This is a genomic window from Arthrobacter sunyaminii, assembly GCF_018866305.1.
GTDB classification, from domain to species: Bacteria; Actinomycetota; Actinomycetes; order Actinomycetales; family Micrococcaceae; genus Arthrobacter_B; species Arthrobacter_B sunyaminii.
Window position 1 is genome coordinate 922390 of record NZ_CP076456.1, and the last position, 18160, is coordinate 940549.

General features: G+C 66.2%; 16 protein-coding genes. 5 read left to right on the plus strand and 11 right to left on the minus strand.

Features of this window, described 5'->3' with window-relative positions:
- Positions 1-135 precede the first annotated feature (135 nt).
- Genes KG104_RS04015 through KG104_RS04025 form a run of 3 tightly spaced genes read left to right on the plus strand, consistent with a single transcriptional unit; the run spans position 136 to position 3094 of the window.
- The gene (locus KG104_RS04015) at positions 136-936 is read left to right on the plus strand and encodes a (Fe-S)-binding protein (protein WP_207347361.1); all 801 of its coding nucleotides are present in this window, start codon (positions 136-138) and stop codon (positions 934-936) included.
- Positions 933-2462, plus strand: coding sequence for a LutB/LldF family L-lactate oxidation iron-sulfur protein (locus tag KG104_RS04020; RefSeq protein WP_207347362.1), 1530 nt, complete (start codon positions 933-935; stop codon positions 2460-2462). Before KG104_RS04015 ends, KG104_RS04020 begins: the two co-directional genes overlap by 4 nt.
- Positions 2459-3094, plus strand: coding sequence for a LutC/YkgG family protein (locus KG104_RS04025; protein ID WP_207347363.1), 636 nt, complete (start codon positions 2459-2461; stop codon positions 3092-3094). Before KG104_RS04020 ends, KG104_RS04025 begins: the two co-directional genes overlap by 4 nt.
- A 14-nt stretch (positions 3095-3108) precedes the next feature.
- Here KG104_RS04025 and KG104_RS04030 read toward each other — a convergent pair whose 3' ends face one another.
- A complete protein-coding gene (locus KG104_RS04030; RefSeq protein ID WP_207347364.1) occupies positions 3109-4212 on the minus strand; it encodes an alpha/beta hydrolase in 1104 nt (367 codons plus the stop codon).
- Positions 4213-4438: 226 nt separating this feature from the next.
- Here KG104_RS04030 and KG104_RS04035 point away from each other — a divergent pair, with 226 nt between their 5' ends.
- Positions 4439-5104, plus strand: a complete 666-nt coding sequence (locus KG104_RS04035) for a hypothetical protein (protein ID WP_207347365.1) — start codon at positions 4439-4441, stop codon at positions 5102-5104.
- 54 nt (positions 5105-5158) lie between these two features.
- Here KG104_RS04035 and KG104_RS04040 read toward each other — a convergent pair whose 3' ends face one another.
- From KG104_RS04040 to KG104_RS04085, 10 genes are all read right to left on the minus strand, one after another.
- Positions 5159-6616, minus strand: coding sequence for a DUF5129 domain-containing protein (locus tag KG104_RS04040; protein WP_207347366.1), 1458 nt, complete (start codon positions 6614-6616; stop codon positions 5159-5161).
- Between the two features lie 105 nt (positions 6617-6721).
- Positions 6722-7414: an urea ABC transporter ATP-binding subunit UrtE gene (gene urtE / locus KG104_RS04045; RefSeq protein WP_207347367.1), complete on the minus strand. Its 693-nt coding sequence runs from the start codon at positions 7412-7414 to the stop codon at positions 6722-6724.
- On the minus strand, positions 7414-8241 hold the full coding sequence (gene urtD, locus KG104_RS04050) for an urea ABC transporter ATP-binding protein UrtD (protein ID WP_237688659.1): 828 nt from the start codon (positions 8239-8241) through the stop codon (positions 7414-7416). The genes urtE and urtD overlap by 1 nt, the downstream gene beginning before the upstream one ends.
- Complete coding sequence (gene urtC / locus KG104_RS04055; RefSeq protein WP_207347368.1) at positions 8238-9482, minus strand: urea ABC transporter permease subunit UrtC; 1245 nt, start codon at positions 9480-9482, stop codon at positions 8238-8240. The genes urtD and urtC overlap by 4 nt, the downstream gene beginning before the upstream one ends.
- Complete coding sequence (gene urtB, locus KG104_RS04060) at positions 9479-10363, minus strand: urea ABC transporter permease subunit UrtB (RefSeq protein ID WP_104055061.1); 885 nt, start codon at positions 10361-10363, stop codon at positions 9479-9481. The genes urtC and urtB overlap by 4 nt, the downstream gene beginning before the upstream one ends.
- A 48-nt stretch (positions 10364-10411) precedes the next feature.
- On the minus strand, positions 10412-11674 hold the full coding sequence (gene urtA, locus KG104_RS04065) for an urea ABC transporter substrate-binding protein (protein ID WP_207347369.1): 1263 nt from the start codon (positions 11672-11674) through the stop codon (positions 10412-10414).
- Positions 11675-11811: 137 nt separating this feature from the next.
- Positions 11812-12828, minus strand: a complete 1017-nt coding sequence (locus tag KG104_RS04070) for an alpha/beta hydrolase (RefSeq protein WP_207347370.1) — start codon at positions 12826-12828, stop codon at positions 11812-11814.
- Between the two features lie 82 nt (positions 12829-12910).
- The gene (locus KG104_RS04075) at positions 12911-14650 is read right to left on the minus strand and encodes an L-lactate permease (RefSeq protein ID WP_104055063.1); all 1740 of its coding nucleotides are present in this window, start codon (positions 14648-14650) and stop codon (positions 12911-12913) included.
- Positions 14651-14879: 229 nt separating this feature from the next.
- Positions 14880-15434, minus strand: a complete 555-nt coding sequence (locus KG104_RS04080) for a GNAT family N-acetyltransferase (RefSeq protein WP_104055064.1) — start codon at positions 15432-15434, stop codon at positions 14880-14882.
- A 9-nt stretch (positions 15435-15443) separates the two neighbouring features.
- Positions 15444-16151 carry a YoaK family protein gene (locus KG104_RS04085; RefSeq protein WP_104055476.1) on the minus strand — a complete coding sequence of 236 codons (708 nt, stop codon included), beginning with the start codon at positions 16149-16151 and terminating at the stop codon, positions 15444-15446.
- 167 nt (positions 16152-16318) lie between these two features.
- On the opposite strand from KG104_RS04085, the gene KG104_RS04090 reads away from it, so the two are divergent.
- Complete coding sequence (locus tag KG104_RS04090; RefSeq protein WP_237687026.1) at positions 16319-18067, plus strand: gamma-glutamyltransferase family protein; 1749 nt, start codon at positions 16319-16321, stop codon at positions 18065-18067.
- Positions 18068-18160 lie beyond the last annotated feature (93 nt).

Here is an 18160-nt window from a genome sequence, read left to right on the forward strand (position 1 = left end):
CAAAGGAGTCTAGCGCAAATTGCGGATGTCTGTGATGGTGGTCACCAGCACCGGCGGGCTTGGATGTGTCCGCCGCAACATGTTCTACTATGGTCAGACCACACGTTCGGGGCATTGCCCCGCTGAAAGGCAGCCATGAGAATCGCTCTATTCGCCACCTGCATCGTGGACGCGATGTATCCGCGCACCGCCCGGGCAACGGTGGCCATCCTCGAGCGGCTGGGGCACGAAGTGGTGTTCCCCGCCGGGCAGGCCTGCTGCGGGCAGATGCATGTGAACTCCGGATACCTGCCCGAGGCCGTTCCCGTGGTCCGCAACCACATTGAAGCCTTCGAATCGCAGGACTACGACGTCGCAGTCGCGCCTTCCGGTTCCTGTGTCGCCTCGGTGAAACACCAGCATGCAATGGTGGCCCGGTCCTGCGGCGACGCAGCCCTGGAAGCTCGGGCGGAAGCCGTCGGCGCCAAGACCTATGAGCTTTCCGCACTCCTGACCGACGTTCTCGGCATCACCAACGCCGCCGAACAGCTGGGATCCTGGTTCCCGCACAATGTCACCTACCACCCCAGCTGCCACGGCATGCGCCTGCTGCGGCTGGGTGACCGGCAGCTGAACCTGCTCCAGACCGTTGGCGGGATCACCGTGCAGCCGCTGCCCCAGGCTGACCAGTGCTGCGGCTTCGGCGGCACCTTCTCGATGAAGAACGCGGATGTTTCCACCGCCATGCTCGAGGACAAAACAGCCAACATTAGAGCCACCGGAGCCGAGCTGTGCTCCGGCGGAGACGCTTCCTGCCTGCTGCACATTGGCGGCGGGCTTTCCCGGGAAGGCAGCAGCGTCACCACCCTGCACCTCGCCGATATCCTCGCCAGCACCCGTGAAAATCCGGTGTCCGTCACCGGAGACGTTCTCGTGAGCGGAAAGGCTTCCCGATGAGCACCACCTACCTGGGCATGCCAACACTGCCCGTCTTCGGGCAGGGCAACCTCAACGCCACCGAGTCCTTCCCTGCGGCGGCCAAGCGCGAGCTGGGCAACAGCCAGCTGCGCGCCAATCTGGGCCACGCCACCCACACCATCCGCGACAAGCGGCTGCGGGTGGTGGGGGAACTGCCGGACTGGGAGGACCTGCGCAGCGCCGGAAGCGCCACCAAACAGGCCGTCATGGCGCGGCTGCCCGAGCTGCTGGAACAGTTTGAGCAGAACTTCACGGCCCGCGGCGGCATCATCCACTGGGCCCGGGACGCTGCTGAAGCCAATGAGATTGTCCGCGACCTGATCCGCGAACAGGGCGTGGATGAAGTGGTCAAGGTGAAGTCCATGGCCACCCAGGAAATCGGCCTGAACGAGTACCTGGAAGAACAGGGCATTGCCGCCTTTGAAACCGACCTGGCCGAGCTGATTGTTCAGCTGGACCATGACAAGCCCAGCCACATCCTGGTCCCTGCCATCCACAAAAACCGCACCCAGGTCCGGGACATCTTCCTGCGGGAAATGCCCGGCGTGGACCCGGACCTCACCGACAACCCGGCCAAGCTGGCCGAAGCTGCGCGTGCCCACCTGCGCCGGAAGTTCCTTTCCGCCAAGGTGGCCATCTCCGGTGCCAACTTTGCGATCGCAGACGCCGGGACCCTCGCCGTCGTCGAATCAGAAGGCAACGGGCGCATGTGCCTGACCCTGCCCGAAACCCTGATCACCGTCATGGGCGTGGAAAAGCTGCTGCCGTCCTGGCAGGACCTTGAAGTGTTCATGCAGCTGCTGCCGCGCTCCTCCACCGGGGAACGGATGAATCCCTACACCTCGCTGTGGACCGGCGTCACCGAAGGCGACGGTCCGCAGAACGTGCACCTGGTGCTCCTGGACAACGGCCGCAGCGCCGCCCTGGCCGATGAAATGGGCCGCTCGGCCCTGCACTGCATCCGCTGCTCGGCGTGCATGAATGTGTGCCCGGTGTACGAACGCACCGGAGGCCATGCCTACGGCTCCACCTATCCGGGGCCCATCGGCGCCATCCTGTCGCCGCTGATGACCGGCATCACTTCCGAGGAAAACAGTTCGCTGCCGTATGCCTCCTCGCTCTGCGGCGCCTGCTATGACGCCTGCCCGGTCAAAATCAACATCCCGGAAATTCTGGTGCACCTGCGCGCGGAGGACGTGGACAGCAAGCGGGGCAAGAAGAAGCTGCCCTCCCAGATGGACTTGATGATGAAGGGTGCCTCCTGGGCGTTCTCCTCCGGGAAGCATCTTGGATTGCTGGAAAAGGGACTGCCCCTGGGCCGGATTGCCGCCGGCCGCAAAAAGAAGATCACCAAGCTGCCCGGCCTTGTGGGCGGCTGGACACAGAGCCGGGACATCCCGGCTCCGCCCGCCGCATCGTTCCGCGACTGGTGGGCCAAGGAACACAAGGATCCCGCTGCGGGGTCCACCCCCACGGATTCCGCGAACACGGGAGAACAGGCATGAGCGCACGGACAGACATCCTGGACCGGCTGCGCTCAGCGCTGCGGGATCACCCTGCGGTGCCGGAGATTCCGCGGACCTACCGCGAAGACTCCGGCATGAGCGTCGAAGAACGCATTGAACTGCTGGTGGACCGGCTGGTGGATTACAAGGCCGGAGTCACCGTGGTGGATGAAGCGGGGCTGGCTCCGCGGATCGCCGAGCTGCTCCGGGACGCCGCCAGTTACGTGGTTCCCGCCGGGATCGACGGCGCCTGGCTGGCGGACGCGGAAGCAGCGGCCCCCGGGCGCCGCCGGATCGACGCCGCAGACGCGCCGCTGAGCGTGGCGGAGCTGGATGCGGTGGACGCCGTCGTCACCGGCAGCGCCGTCTCCGTGGCGGAGACCGGAACAATCATTCTGGACGGCAGCCCGAACCAGGGCCGGCGCGCCATCACGCTGGTTCCGGACCACCACATTTGTGTGGTGCGGGAGGGGGACATCGCCGGGATTCTTCCCGAAGCGCTGCGCCGGCTGGACGGCACCCGTCCGCTGACCTGGATCAGTGGTCCCAGCGCCACCTCGGACATTGAGCTGGAACGGGTCGAAGGAGTGCACGGGCCGCGGAACCTGGACGTCGTTATCGTCCGCAGCTGAGGCTGCGGTTACCGCTACGCTGCGAGTTTCTCCTCGATCTCCGGAAGTTCCGCCAGCAGGTCCTCCTCCAGGGCGATGACCTTCTCGAGCGGCCGCCGGGGCAGGGCGGAAACGCCGGTCACATCTTCCAGGAAGGCAACGGTCTGCTGCAGTGATTCCCTTGCCTCGGGACGGTGCAGCTGGAACTGGTACTCGTGGCCCAGAGCCGGCTTGTAATCCTGGGGCCAAAAGCTGCGGACCACCGGCACGCCAAGTTCCTCCAGCCGGTCCGCCAGGGGAAGGGACTGGGTGAGGGTCAGATTGTCGCCGTTGCCGCCGGAAATGTAGGTGGGCGGAAAGCGGTGGTCCACGTGCGCCGGGATGGACATGTGGGCTGCGGCCGAGGTTGCTGCCCAGTCCCTGGATCCGGTGTAGGACCAGAGTGCCTTCCGCAGGCCCCAGCCCACGGGGCCTGCCATGCTGGCCACGGCATCCAAATCGAAAACGCCGCAGTTCAGCAGGATTCCGCGCAGCTGACCGGGTGCGGCCGCGGGGACAACACCGGTGTCCCGGGCGTACTCCGGGTTGGTGACTGCCAGTGCCAGCTGGGCGGCCAGCTGTGCCCCGGCGGAATCACCGGCGAGAACAATGCGGTTCGGGTCCAGCCCGTAGCGGTCCGCATGTTCGCGTATGAAAGCCAGCGCCGCGTTCAGCTCTTTTACCGCGGTGGGATAGACCGCTTCGGGCGAGATGGAATACCCCACGCCCACCACCGCGTAGCCGTAACCGGCGAGGACCTTCAGGTAGGGTGCCACGTCTTCCTTGGAGCCTGAGATCCAGGCACCGCCATGGATCCACATCACCACGGGAAGCGGTTTTCGGTCTGTGGCCGGAAGGAACAGGTCCAGGGACGGTTTGCCGGTCCCCAGATAGTGCAGTCCGCGGTGGCGCGTGACGCGGAAACCGGGAATATGGGGCTGGATTTTCGTCGCCTGGAATTTGTTGGCACTGGAGAAAACCCCGCGAATAAGCAGTACCGACGGCAGGGGGTGCCGGTGCAGCGCCACAGCTGCGGCCAATCCGGCAGCGGCGGCTGCGCCTGCCGCCAGTCCCACCGCGGGAAGCGAGAAGATCTTCATCTTTTTAAGCTAGGACGCGCTTCTGGACGCCAAACGGCGCGTTTACCGCCAGCTGGCGGGTCCCGGCCGGCTGCTGCGAGGAATCTCATGCCCCGTGGTGTTTGGCGGCACAGGTGCAAGCAGCTGCTACCCGTTTCACGAATCTCTCTGGTGCACCGGCCGATGTGTTCGTATTCTTCCCTTTCAGCGGCGGAACGGGAGCCGCATCCTGGGGGAGGGACAAAACATGTGGTGGTTTTTTCTGGTGGGAAGCCTGATTGGCGTGGTTCTCGGCGTCGCCGCCGCCGTGCCGGGGCTGCGCTGGCTTCAGGGCGCGCGCGAGAGAAGGGCGCTGCAGGCACTGATCACCCAGGTGCACCTGAAACGGGCACTAGCCGAAAACGGTCCCGGCACCGCTGAGTCCGGGCTAGATCCTGTGCGGTGCCGTTCCAGCGTTATTGATATCCGTCTGCAGGTGCGCGAGACCCTGAGCGAGCTTCGTCCCGGCTCTTCTGCCTCCGCGAATACTTTGCTGGAGATGCATCGGGCCTGTGACACCTACCTGGATGCAACGGAGCGCCCCGGCGGAAGCGTTGAAGCCCGGTTGCGTGATCTGCGGCTTGTGCTCAACCAGGGTGCACGCCGCCTGAGCAGCGGCCGCCATGTGCAGTATCTGGCTCCGGGGGAGCGCGCGGCGGTCCGCCGGGAAATGCTGCTTGCCGCGCGTGCCAAAACCGAAGCACGGCGCAATCCAGGGACGGTTTCCCGGCCTCACACCGACAGCCCGGCGACGGTGCCGGGTCCACGGCGCGCGGCCCTGCTTGAATCGGACCGGCAGAACGCTGAAGCCTCCGCCCATGCTCGAGCGGCCCGCCGGCTTGTTGATCATTCGGACGCCCGGGTTCCCCTGTAGGTCAGTCCAAGTCGGAGGGTGTGAGACGCACGGGAGGGAGCTGCTGCAGGTCAGTCAGAACCTTCCGGAACTGCCCGCCCCGGAAAAGCTGCCGCCCGAGCCGCCGTACCCGGTGGAGCCGGACGCGGAGCTGCGGGCCGATTCCACGCTGCTGGTGCCGTGCTGGATGCCGGTGTTGAAGCTTCCCACCGAGTAGTAGAAGTAGGCGGGGAAGGCCGTGTCCACGATTCCGGGACGGTAGCTACGGTCCCGGCGGCCCGGCGCGGAGGCCTTGTCCAGTTCCTTCTGCATGAGCTTGCGCTCGCTGTCCGTCTTGGCCTGCGCCGAGATGACGGTTTGGGCGTGCTTGTCCAGCAGATCCGAGAGCTTTTCCCGGGCGGCCTTGATACGGTCCAGCGCCTGTTCGGGGGTAATACGGTCCTCAGCCAGTTCCGTGGCGGCGGCGGCAAGGTCCTCTTGGGTCTGGTGCCGGAAGGCCAGCAGTGCGCGGGCGGTCGCGGAATCCCTGGCCACGGCGTCCTTGCCTTCCAGCAGGTCATCCAGGCGGCCCAGATCCTCCTGCAGCGGATCGGTCTGGCGGTCCCAGGCCCGTTCCCAGCCCGGAGCCTTGTTGAGCAGCGCATTGGTGTCCGCGATGACGTCATCCAGGCCGTCCAGTTCAAGGGCGGCATCCGCGTACTCTTCCACCGTCACCGTGCTGCTGCGGTTCATCAGGTCCTTGTCGGAGAGGGCGTGGGCGGCGTTGTTCAGCGCCGTGGCCTTGTTGTAGCGCGTCATGAACGTGCGGTATTCCTCCAGCACCCGCGACCCGTAGGAGGAATCATCCGGAATGGTGTTGGCGTTGACCTCCGTAGCGTCCAGGTCCCGGGTCACGCTGGAATAGCTGGCGTCGGCCTCGGTCAGCAGCTTCCGGTTTTTGGTCCGGCGGTTCCGCCGCACCACCACGTAGGTGACGACCGATCCCGCCGCGGCCACCCCGGCAACGATGAATCCGATGATGGCGCCGGGGGAGAGGTACCAGGGACGGTTGATCAGCTTGGCCGCTTCTTCGACGGCGGCAATGGTTCCTTCGGTCCAGTTGGCCTCGGCGAACAGCTCATTGGTTTCGCTCCGGATGTCCTCCTGCTGATCGAGGGATATCTTGCGGTCCTCGCCGTAGTACGTACCGGTCCACCGGCCCGTGGGATCCAGGGCGAAGATGAACAGGCCGTCCGCCCATTTCTGGCCGTCTTCGCTGAGCCACTCGGGGTGCTCTTCCCGGGCGAAGCGCAGCACTTCGGCGTTAAGAACGGTTCCGTCCTCATTGTCCGCAGGCCCGTTGTAGGTATAGACGGCAACCGTGGTGGGTTCCCGGAACTCAATATTTTCCAGTGCCGGCAGGAGCGTATTGCTGTCCAGGACTCCTGCGGTGTCTTCGACGATCACCTCGTCCGGCGTAACGGCAGCGGCAGCGGCGGCACCCCCGGTCAGCGTGATCAGGACCAGCAGCAGCGTAGTCAGTGCCCGGCGCATCGTTTCCCCCTGTTGACGACTAATTTGGGCACGAGCCTAGCGCGGATCCGGGCGGGGGTCAGCCCGCCGCCGATCCTGCACCGGAGATGATGATGCGGCTGCGCCTCAGATCAACATGGCCGTGCGGACTGTTTCCGCAGCTGATGCACCGCCGCGGCCGCTTGAGCTGACCCGCCCGGCCGCCAGGACGTAGTACGTGTCCGCGGCCCGCAGTGCGAAGCCGATGTGCTGTTCCACCAGGAGTACCCGCATGCCGGACCGCGAGGCGAGGTTCATGATGGTCTGCTCAATCTCGGCCACAACGTTGGGCTGGATGCCCTCCGTCGGTTCGTCCAGAATCAGCAGGGTGGGTTCGGTGATCAGTGCGCGGGCAATGGCCAGCTGCTGCCGCTGCCCGCCGGAAAGCAGTCCCGCGCGTCGGGCCAGCAGCGGTTTCAGCGCCGGAAACATGTCCAGCGCTTCATCCACCAGTGCCTTGCCGCGCTTGCGCCCGTCCGCCACCAGCCGCAGGTTTTCCAGCGTGGTCAGCGGACCGAAGGACTGCTGGCCCTGCGGAACGTAGGCCAGTCCGCGTGCCACCCGCTGATGCGGGCGCAGTCCTGCGATGTCTTCGCCGTTGAACAGGATGCTTCCGGCTGTGGGCTTGATGATGCCGACGACGGCGCGCAGCAGTGTGGATTTGCCGGCACCGTTGTGTCCCAGGACGGAGGCGACGGCGTCATCGGGCACCGTCACGGAGACCCCGTGCAGCACTTCGGTGCGTCCGTACCCTGCCTTGAGGTCCTTGATTTCCAGCATCAGTGTCCTTTCGCGGGCGTGGTGCCCAAATAGACTTCCTGCACGCGAGGGTCCGCCTGCACCTGTGCCACGCTGCCCTCGCTCAGGACCTTGCCGGCGGCCAGGACGGTCACCGAGGTGGCGTACTCACGGACAAAATCCATGTCGTGCTCAATGACGAGCGTGATCCGGTTGGCGCCGATCCGGCGCAGGAGCTCGCCGGTCTGGGCGCGCTCGTCCTGGCTCATGCCGGCGATCGGTTCATCCAGGAGCAGCAGTTCCGAGTTCTGCACCAGCAGCATTCCGATTTCCAGCCACTGTTTCTGCCCGTGCGCGAGGGTTCCCGCCTGCTTGGACGCCAGACGCTCCAAACCGATGATTTCCAGGGCCTCATCCACGGCCGGGTCGGTGCCGCGGCCCCGGCGCAGCAACTCCAACGGCCGCCGCCGGGCACCGGCCGCAATGTCCAGGTTCTGCAGCACCGAGAGGTTCTCAAAGACGCTGGCTGTCTGGAACGTGCGGCCGACGCCGAGCTTGGCGATTTGGTGGACCTTTCGGCCGAGAATCTCGATACCGGTGTGGTTGACGGATCCGGTGGCCGGAACCAGTCCGGTCATCGCGTCAATGATGGTGGTCTTGCCGGCGCCGTTGGGACCGATCAGGAACCGCAGGTCGCCCTGCGTGACGTCAAGGTTGACCCCGTCGACAGCGGTGAACCCGTCAAACACCACCCGCAGGTTTCGGACCTCCAGGTACTGCGGCCGTCCGGAGCGCCGGCCGCCGGCCTGCGGCTCTCCCTGGGGCAGCAGCAGGTGCGGCTGTTCCGCGGCAATCATCTGGTGTTTCACGGGCGGAGCTCCTTAGCTGCGGGAACAGTGGCAAGCGGTGAAGCAACGGCGGAGACTGCCGGCGCCGGGGGCACGGCCGGCGGGACAGGCGGTGCACTTGTCGGCGGGCCGGACTCCCGGGCGGCTCCGCCGTCGTCGTTCCTCTTCCGCCGCAGCCTGCCCAGGACGGCGGGCAGCGAGGCCAGGCCGCCGGGCAGGAACCCGATGACCAGGACAAACAGCAGTCCCTGGAAGTAGACCCAGAAGGACGGAAAGGAGGACGCGAGCGAGGTTTGCGCGATGGCCACCCCCAGCGCGCCGAGGACCGGGCCCAGCACCGTGGACCGGCCGCCGATTGCCACCCCGATGAGGAACGCGATGGAGGGGGTGACGCCAACATCGGCAGGGGAAATGATGCCCACGAGCGGCACGAACAGCGCGCCCGCCACGCCGGCCATCACTGCAGCCAGCACGTAGACCACGGTTTTGACGGTCGCGGGGTCGTAGCCCAGGAACCGAACCCGTTCCTCCTGGTCGCGCACGGCCACCAGCAGTTCACCGAACCGGCTGTGCATCAGCTGCCGTGCCGCAGCAACGACCAGCAGCAGCACCACGGCGGTCAGCAGGTACAGCATCCGCTTGTTGGCCGGATCCGCCAGGTCGAAGCCGAAGAAGGACCGGAAACCGCTGAGCCCGTTGGATCCTCCGGTGGTGGCCTGCTGCCCGATGAGCAGGACGGCAAACGCGGCGGCCAGGGCCTGGCTGAGGATGGCGAAGTAGGCGCCCTTGACCCGGCGCTTGAAGATGGCCAGACCCAGGACCAGCGCCACCAGCCCGGGCACCAGCACGACGGCGAGAACGGTCACCACGGGGCTGCGGAACGGCTCCCACCAGCCGGGAACGGTGCCGGTGCCGTACAGGGCCATGAAGTCCGGTACGCCGGAACCGCCGAACAGCGCGGCGTCGGCCAGCTTCATATGCATGGCCATGATGTAGGCGCCGAGACCGAAGAACACGCCCTGGCCAAGGGTCAGCATCCCGCCGCGGCCCCAGGCCAGACCGATGCCCACGGCCACAATGGCGAAGCAGAGGAATTTTCCGAACAGCCCCAGGCTGAAAACCGGCAGCAGCGCGGGCGCAGCCACCAGCAGCAGGACTGCCGCGGCGGCGAAGCCGGCCAGGACCCCTGCCCGGGACTGCCGTACGGAGGAAAGGCGGGCGGCGAAACCGCCGGTGGTGCTGCGGACTGTATCGGTGCTCATGCCAGGCTCCTCGTCTTGAGGGTGAAGATGCCCTGCGGGCGGACCTGCAGGAAAATCACGATGGCCGCGAGGATCAGCACTTTGCCGATGCTGGCGGTGGTGGAGAATTCGAACACCGATTGCAGCACGCCCAGGGCGAAGGCGGCGATGGCGGCTCCCTTGATCTGCCCAATGCCTCCGGCCACCACCACGAGGAAGGCGTCCACGATGTAGTTGGGACCCAGATACGGGCTGGTGGATCCGATCAGCGTTACTGCGACTCCCGCGATCCCGGCCAGGCCGGAACCGACAAAGAATGTCAGCTGGTCGGTGCGCCGGGAGGAAATGCCGCTGGACTCGGCCAGGTCCCGGTTCACGACGACGGCGCGGATCCGCCGGCCCAGCGGGGTTGCCTTCAGCAGCAGTGCCAGCGCCGCGAGGCAGGTGAGTGCCAGGGCAAGGATGAACAGCCGGGTCAGCGGAATGGGCGCGCCGAGAAGCTCCACGTTGCCCTGCAGCCAGGCGGGCACCCGGACGTCCACGCTCGGTGCACCGAAAATGTCCCGGGCCACCTGCTGGAGGATCAGGGAGACCCCAAAGGTCACCAGGAGGGTGTCCAGCGGACGGTGGTACATCCGCTTGAGCAGCAGTTCTTCCAGGATCAGGCCCATGGTTCCGCCCACGAGGAAGGCCGCCGGCAGCGAAACCAGGAGGGAGGCTCCGGCGCTGCCCAGGGTCTGCTGCACCACAAACGCGGTGTAGGCACCGGCCATGATGAATTCACCGTGGGCCATGTTAATGACCCCCATCTGGCCGAAGGTCAGCGACAGGCCCAGTGCTGCCAGCAGCAGCACCGAGCCCAGGCTGAGCCCGGCAAACATTTGTCCAATCAGCAGTTCCATTGCGGCGGACCTTTCAGGTGGAAGAACGGGCGGGGACGACGGCGGGAATCAGGACAGGCCCGACGCCCAGTCGTAGTTCTCCAGATACGGGTCCGGTTCCACGGCCTCCGGCGCTTCCCAGACGGTTTCGATCAAGCCGTCGGAGGTGATCTTGCCGATCCGAGGCGTCTTGGTGATGTGGTTGTTTTCCCCGTTGACCGTGACGGTGCCTTCGGGCGCTTCGAAACTCACGCCGTCGGCGGCGTCCTGAACCTTGTCCACGTCGAAGGAACCGGCCTTTTCCACCATTTCCTTCCACAGGTAAAGGGAGGTGTAGGCGGCTTCCATCGGATCGCTGGTGACGCGGTCCGCGCCGTACTTGTCCTTGAACGCGCTGACAAATGCGGTGTTCGCCGGGGTGTCCAGGGTCTGGTAGTAATCCCAGGCGGTGAGCTGGCCTTCGATGTTCTCCAGGCCGATGCCCGGTACTTCCTCCTCGGCGATGGACACCGAAACCACGGGCATGGTGTCGGGGGTGAGGCCCACTGACGTGTACTGGCGGAAGAACGCCACATTGGAATCGCCGTTCAGGGTGTTGAAGACGGCGTCGGCCCCGGAATCGCGGACCTTGTTCACGATGGTGGAGAACTCCGTGGAACCCAGCGGCGTGTACTCCTCGCCGACGATTTCCATCCCGTGGGCCTCGGCGTAGGCGTTGATGATCTTGTTGGCGGTGCGGGGGAAGACATAGTCGCTGCCCACCAGGAAGATGGTCTTGGTGCCCTGCTCCGCGAGGTAGTCCAGCGCGGGAATGATCTGCTGGTTGGTAGTGGCGCCCGTGTAGAAAATGTTCTCCGAGGACTCCAGCCCCTCATACTGCACCGGGTAGAACAGCAGTGCGTTGTTGGATTCAAAGACGGGGAGCATGGCCTTGCGGGAGGACGAGGTCCAGCCGCCGAACACGGCGGCCGTGCAGTCCTGCTGGATCAGCTTGCCGGCGCGTTCGGCGAACTTGGTGGGTTCGGAGGCGCCGTCTTCGCTGATGACTTCCAATTGCTTGCCCAGCACGCCGCCGTCGGCGTTGATTTCCTCGGCGGCCAGGGTGAGGGAGTCAAAAACGGTGGTTTCGGAAATGGCCATGGTGCCGGAGAGGGAATTCAGAAAGCCGATCTTGATGCTGTCCCCGGATGTGTCAACGCAGGAATCTGTTCCGCCGCTGGGCTGGCCGGCCGCTGCGGGGTCTGCAATCTGGGAACCGCACCCTGCCAAAACCGCAGCCAGTGCAGTGGCTGCAACGGGAATGAAAGCGCCTTTAATGCTTTGTACTTTCACTGAGCACCTTATTTCTGAGGGCCGTGCTGATGATCAGCGAGGCCGGTGAACGGGCCTCTCTTCGGGCCGTTTCCTCAATTTAGGTGACTCGTGTTTCAGGTTTTGGGTATTCGCGTTTCCTCGATATTTCTTTTGTTTCAAGTGCTTTTCGGAGGTGTGTCCGTTGAGCACACGTCCTTGAGGAAGGCGAGTGTTTCCGTCAGGGCCTGCTGCGCTTCCGGCCGATCCAGGAGGAATTGGTATTCATGCGGCAGTGCCGGTTCATGGTCCCGGGGCCAGAATTGGAACCGGACATCCGTCTTCAGCTGGATGAGACGTTCAGCCAGCGGAATGGACTGCGTTCCCGTCAGGTTGTCTCCGTTGCCGCCGGTAATGAGCGCCGGCGGAAACAGGCCGGTGACGTCGTTCAGCACGGACATGTCACGCCCGGCGGCGGTCGGGGACCAGTCCCGTTTCCCGGAGTAGGCCCACAACGCGGTCCGGAAGCCCCAGCCGAGGATCCCCGGCAGCGGGTCCAGTGCGGCGACGTCATAGATCCCGCAGTGCAGAATGACGCCGCGGAGGTCGTCGCGGCTCAGGGGAACAGGGAGTCCGGTCCGCAGCGCGTAGTCCGGGTTGGTGGCGAGCACCGCCAGTTGCGCTGCCAATTGTGCGCCGGCGGAGTCTCCGGCCAGGACCACCCGGCGGGGGTCCGCACCATAGTCCGCTGAGTGCTTTTCCAGGAAAGCCAGTGCTGCTGCCACTTCTTCCACGGCCTGCGGATAGACGGCGCGCGGGGAACGGGTGTAGCTCACGCCGGCCGCCGCGAATCCGGAGGCCGCCAGGATGCGCAGGTAGGGTTCGACGTCGTTCCGGCTGCCCGAGAGCCAGGCGCCGCCGTGGATCCACACCACCAGGGGCACCGGTTCGCCGGCTGCCTCCGGAACGAAGAGGTCCAGGGTGCCGCTGCCGCTGTCCGTTTCAAAGGCCAGCCCCCGGTGTTCCGTCACACCGCCCGCCGGTACATGGCCGCGCATGACGGCGGCCGTCTGCCGGGCACCGCGGTAGAACACTGCCCGGATGAGCAGCGCCGACGGCCACGGGCTGAGCCGGAACCCGGCGGCGACGGCGGCGGTTGCGGCTGCAGCTGCCGCTAAGCGGGAAAGACGGGGCATGGACCCATCCTAGACGCGGACCGCTGCCGGTCGCGGGCGAACCGCTGCGGGCGGGGCCTGATCGGCCGGCTCCGGACGGAGTCTACGGCAGCATCCAGCCGAGCACCGGCGTGGACTGCAGGAAGACAATGCAGCACAGGGCCAGCAGCAGGATGACGCTCCAGCCCACCACTTTGCGGAACAAGACCGATTCCTGCCCGCTCATGTTCACAGCGGCCGCGCCGATGGCCAGGTTCTGCGGGCTGATCAGCTTGCCCATCACCCCGCCGCCGGTGTTGGCGGCAACCAGGAGCTGGGGATCAATCCCGGCCTGAATCCCGGCGGTCTGCTGCAGCTTGGCAAACAGCGCGTTCGCCGAGGTGTCCGAACCGGTCACGGCGGTGCCGATCCATCCCAGCACCGGGGAGAGGAACGCGAAGAATGCTCCCGTTCCGGCCAGCCAGGTTCCAATCGAGACGGTCTGTCCGGAGAAGTTCATGACGTAGGCCAGGGCCAGCACCGCCAGGATGGTCATGGCTGCAGAGCGCATCCGGACCGCCGTGCGGCCGATTTCCTTCACGGCCTCCCCGACGGCCAGCGGATACCGCCCGCCGTCGTTGAACCGGGAATAGACCACAGCCACAATGAGCCCGCTGATCAATAGCAGGGTGCCCGGGCTGATCAGCCACTCGAAGTTGTAGACGGTGGAGGACTGCTGCTGCCCGTTGGCGTCCAGGAGCTTCTCATGCAGGACAGGCCAGGGAATCTTGATAATCGTCTTCTCCAGGGCCTCGGGAATGTTGATGCCCCAGGTCCACAGATTCACGATGCCGAATACGGCAATCACCAGGACATAGGGAAACAGTGCCATCCACGCCCGGCCCGGCGTGAGACGGTCCGCTGCCGTGTCCGTGGCAGCCGTGCCGACGTCCGCGTTCCCGTCGCCGCCGGCCGGAGTCCAGCCTGACGCGCGGGCGGCGGCGAGTTCCTCGCTCATCCGCGCATCGGCCTCTGCTCCGTTACGCGGATGCCAGACGCGCAGGAAGCCGACGGCGGCGGCCATCGCCACCAGCGAGGCGACAATGTCGGTGAGTTCGTAGGAGAAGTAGTTGGAGCACAGGAACTGCATCACGGAGAAGACGACGCCGGTGAGCAGGGCCACCGGCCAGCAGTCCCGCAGACCCTTGCGTCCGTCCAGGATGAACAGCAGCACCAGCGGGATGAAGAAGGCCAGCAGCGGGGTTTGGCGTCCCACTACGGCACCGATCTCTTCGCCCGTGTAATTGGTAAGGTTGGCCGCCGTCGTAATGGGAATGGCCAGTGCGCCAAACGCCACCGGCGCAGTGTTGGCAACCAGGACTGCGGCGGCGGCACGGATGGGGGCGATCCCCAGTGCCAGGAGCATCGTGACGGTGATTGCCACCGGAGCCCCGAAGCCGGCCAGCGCTTCCAGCAGCCCACCGAAGCAGAAGGCCACGAGGATGGCCTGGACCCGCAGGTCGCCGCCGCCCACGGCGTCGAACACGCGGCGCAGATCCTCGAACCGGCCGCTCAGGACCGTGACCTGGTACAGCCACACGGCCATGATGATGATCCACACCACCGGGAACAATCCGAACGCTGCTCCCTGCGTGGCCGAGAGCAGCGCCAGGCCCACGGGCATCGAGAAACCCAGCACAGCGATGAGCAGGGCGGCCAGCAGCGACCAGGCTCCGGCAATGTAGGCCTTGGTTTTGACGACAGCCAGCAGGAAGAAGAACAACAGCAGGGGAACGAGCGCCAGAAGTGCTGACCAGATAATGCTGTTGGCTACCGCGTCGGTGCTGGGGGTGAAGCTGTCCATGATTACCTCCGGGTCGCGCCGGACGGCGGCGTCAATGGAAAAACACGGGAAGCGGGCAAGGCCGCCACAACGCGGGCTGCAGACAGCACGGGAGAGCCCACCATCAGAGTAGATCCGGCAGGGCATTTAGGCGCCCGGTACCGGAAAAATGCCCCGCTACCGCGGAACGGGGTTGACCGCCGGGCTCACCCCGGGTTTGCTGCGGAGAATCTTTGCAGCCGACGGGTCCTTATGGGCGCTCGGTGTACCAGCCCCGGGCCAGATAGATGTCCCGGTAGGTGCCGCGGTCAACGTCAAGGTCCTCCCGCCGGTCCAATCCCGCGGCAAGGGCAGTGTGCTGGGAACCAATGTTGTCCGCAGTCGTGTAGGCGACCACCGGCAGGCCCGGAAGAAGTTCATCCGCGAGCCGGACGGCCTCCCGGGCTCCCTCGGTGGCGTAGCCGCGGCCCCAGACTTCAGGAAGGTAGCGGTAATAGAGGTTCAACGCCGGCCGGGCATGGACCAGCCGGTGGGAGAGGCCGGTGAACCCGATCAGTGTCTGCGGATCCTCCTGGGTGCTGACGGCCCAAACGCCGAACCCGTGGCGGTACCAGTGGAGCCCTATTTCATGAAAAATCCGGGCCGAGGAAGCGCGGGTGACGGTGCGCGGAGCGGGATGGTGCACGTTGGTCCGGGGATCGGTGTGCAGATCCAGGGCGGCATGTTCATCACTGCCTTCGGGACGGCGGAGTATCAGCCGGCGGGTGTGGACCGGAGTCCAGTCGGCTACATCCTGTGCGGGCATGGATCCACTCTAAGGCACGCCTGGGGCGCCGGTCCGGAGCTCGCGGTGGTGGCGAACGTAGCCCATCACAGCCACCGCAATGGAGATGGCAGCCGAGACTGCCAGGCCCAGCCACAAGTCGACCTTCAAGGCTGCTGCACCGGCCACGGCACCCAGCAGGATCAACGCGATGGCAAGCGCCCGCCGCTGCCAGAACTGGCTGTTGCCGCCGGCCAGCCTGGAATCCGATGCCAGACCGGTGATGGTGGAGGTGACCACCACTGTGGTGATTTCGGCTACCTTCAGCCGCTTCGCCGTGGCTGCCTGCACCCCCATCACCGTAGCCATGGAGGACGTGGTGAGGCTGCCCAGGGTGGCGTTGCCCTGCACATCCGCCACCGCCACAAACACAGCGAGCGCAGTGAGACCGCCGGCCACCACGGTCAGGGCCACCGACGTGCGCCAGGACCAGCCCTCCGGCCCCTTGCGCAGCATCCGTCCGGCCAGGGCTGCGCCGAGCATGAAGAAGATCAGTGCCAGCAGCGGCCGCAGGATCGGCAGATCGGCTCCGCCGGCGAAGGCCATGCCCAGAAGGACCACGTTTCCCGTCATGTTGCCGGTGAACACCCGGTCCAAACCCAGATAGCCGACGGCGTCCACCACTCCGGTGGAGAAGGTCAGCAACAGCATCAGCCACAGGTGGACCCGTTCGGTGGGCACAGCATTCAACCGCTTCACGCCGGGGAACTCCTTCATCTGGATGTGATGCAGGCAACTGTATACGATCCACCGGGTGTAGTTTCGATGGTATTCAGCAGTGGCCACCTCCAGCCGAAAGCGACCCCGTGACCTACACAGCCCCCGATTCCTTCACCACCCGCCCCACTCTTCAAGGCACCTTCGGCATGAGCGCTTCCACCCACTGGCTGGCCACAGCTTCCTCCCAAGCAGTGCTGGAACGCGGCGGGAACGCCTTTGATGCGGCCACCGCCGCAGCATTCGTCCTGCACGTGGTGGAGCCCCACCTCAATGGGCCCGGCGGAGACATGACCGGAGTGTTCGTGACCGCCGACAACCCGTCCGAGCCCGTGGTCCTGATGGGACAGGGCGCCGCTCCTGGCGGTGCCACCCGGGAACACTACCTTGCCCAGGGACTGGAACTGGTTCCCGGAGCCGGGGCCCTGGCCGCGGCGGTGCCGGCCGCCGTCGACGCCTGGCTGATGCTGCTGCGGGACCACGGCACCTGGGAACTGGGGGATGTCCTTGCCTTCGCCGTCGGCTACGCCCGCAACGGCCATCCGGTGCTGGGCCGGGTGGGCAGCACCATCGCCTCGGTGGCGGACCTCTTCACGGAGCACTGGCCCAGCTCCGCTGCGCAGTGGATGCCCGGCGGGCGGATCCCGGCGGACGGCGAAATGATCCGGAATCCAGCCTACGCGGCGGTGCTGGACCGGCTTGCGGCGGCAGGCAAACCGGGGGACAGCCGTGAGGAGCGGATCGAGGCCGCCCGCCGCGAATGGCGCGAAGGCTTCGTGGCGCGTGCCGCCGTGGACTTCCTGTCCGTCCCGCACCGCCACTCCTCCGGCGCGGACCACGCCGGCGTCATGACCTTGGAGGATTTCGCGTCCGCCAGTGCTTCGTATGAACCCGCACTGACCTTTGAATTCCGCGGGCACACCATCGCCAAGACCGGGCCCTGGGGCCAGGGGCCGGCGCTGCTGCAGACTCTTGCCATTCTGGCCGGCTACGACGACGAATACCTGGACCCCTCTACTGAGCTGGGCGCCCACACGATCCTGGAGGCGCAGAAACTGGCCATAGCAGACCGCGAGGCCTACTACGGCGACGCGGATGTTCCCATGGATTACCTGCTGAGCGAGGAATACGCCGCCACCCGCCGCGCACTGGTCACGGATAAGGCCTCGCATGAATTCCGCCCCGGTACGGTGCCCGGCCACACGCCGTTTGTCCCGCCGCTGCGCACCGGGTACATCGCGCCGGCCCTTGCCGGGCAGCAGGCCTTCGCCGGAGTGGGGGAACCCACCGTTCTTCCCACGGGGGAGACCCGCGGCGACACCTGCCATGTGGACGTGGTGGACCAGTGGGGGAACATGGTTTCGGCGACGCCGTCGGGCGGCTGGCTGCAGTCCTCGCCCACCATTCCGGAGCTGGGCTTCTGCCTGGGGTCACGCCTGCAGATGACCTGGCTGGAGGAGGGCGCGCCGTCCACCCTTACCGCGGGCAAGCGGCCCCGAACCACGCTGACGCCCACTTTGGTCCTCAAGGACGGCAAACCGGTCACGGCCCTGGGCTCGCCCGGCGGAGACCAGCAGGACCAGTGGCAGCTGCTGTACCTGCTGCGCACGCTGGTTGGCGGTTACTCGCCGCAGCAGGCAGTGGATGCCCCTGCCCTGCACACCACTTCCATTCCCGGGTCCTTCTATCCGCGGACCTGGACCCCGGGCGGAGCCGTGGTGGAGGACCGGCTGGGGGAGGCCGTCATTGAAGGCCTCGAAGCCCGCGGCCACGTGGTCACCCGGGCAGGAGACTGGGCCCTGGGCCGCCTGTCCTCGGTGGTCAGCGATCCCGCCACGGGAGTGCTTGGGGCCGCGGCAAATCCGCGGGGAGCGCAGGGATACGCCGCCGGACGCTAGGAAGGCACCCCCAATGACTGCAGCTGCCGCCCCGGGGCAGGGCAGCAGCTGCAGTTGCACACTTTGCTGGCAGGGGCAGGGGCAGGGGCGGCG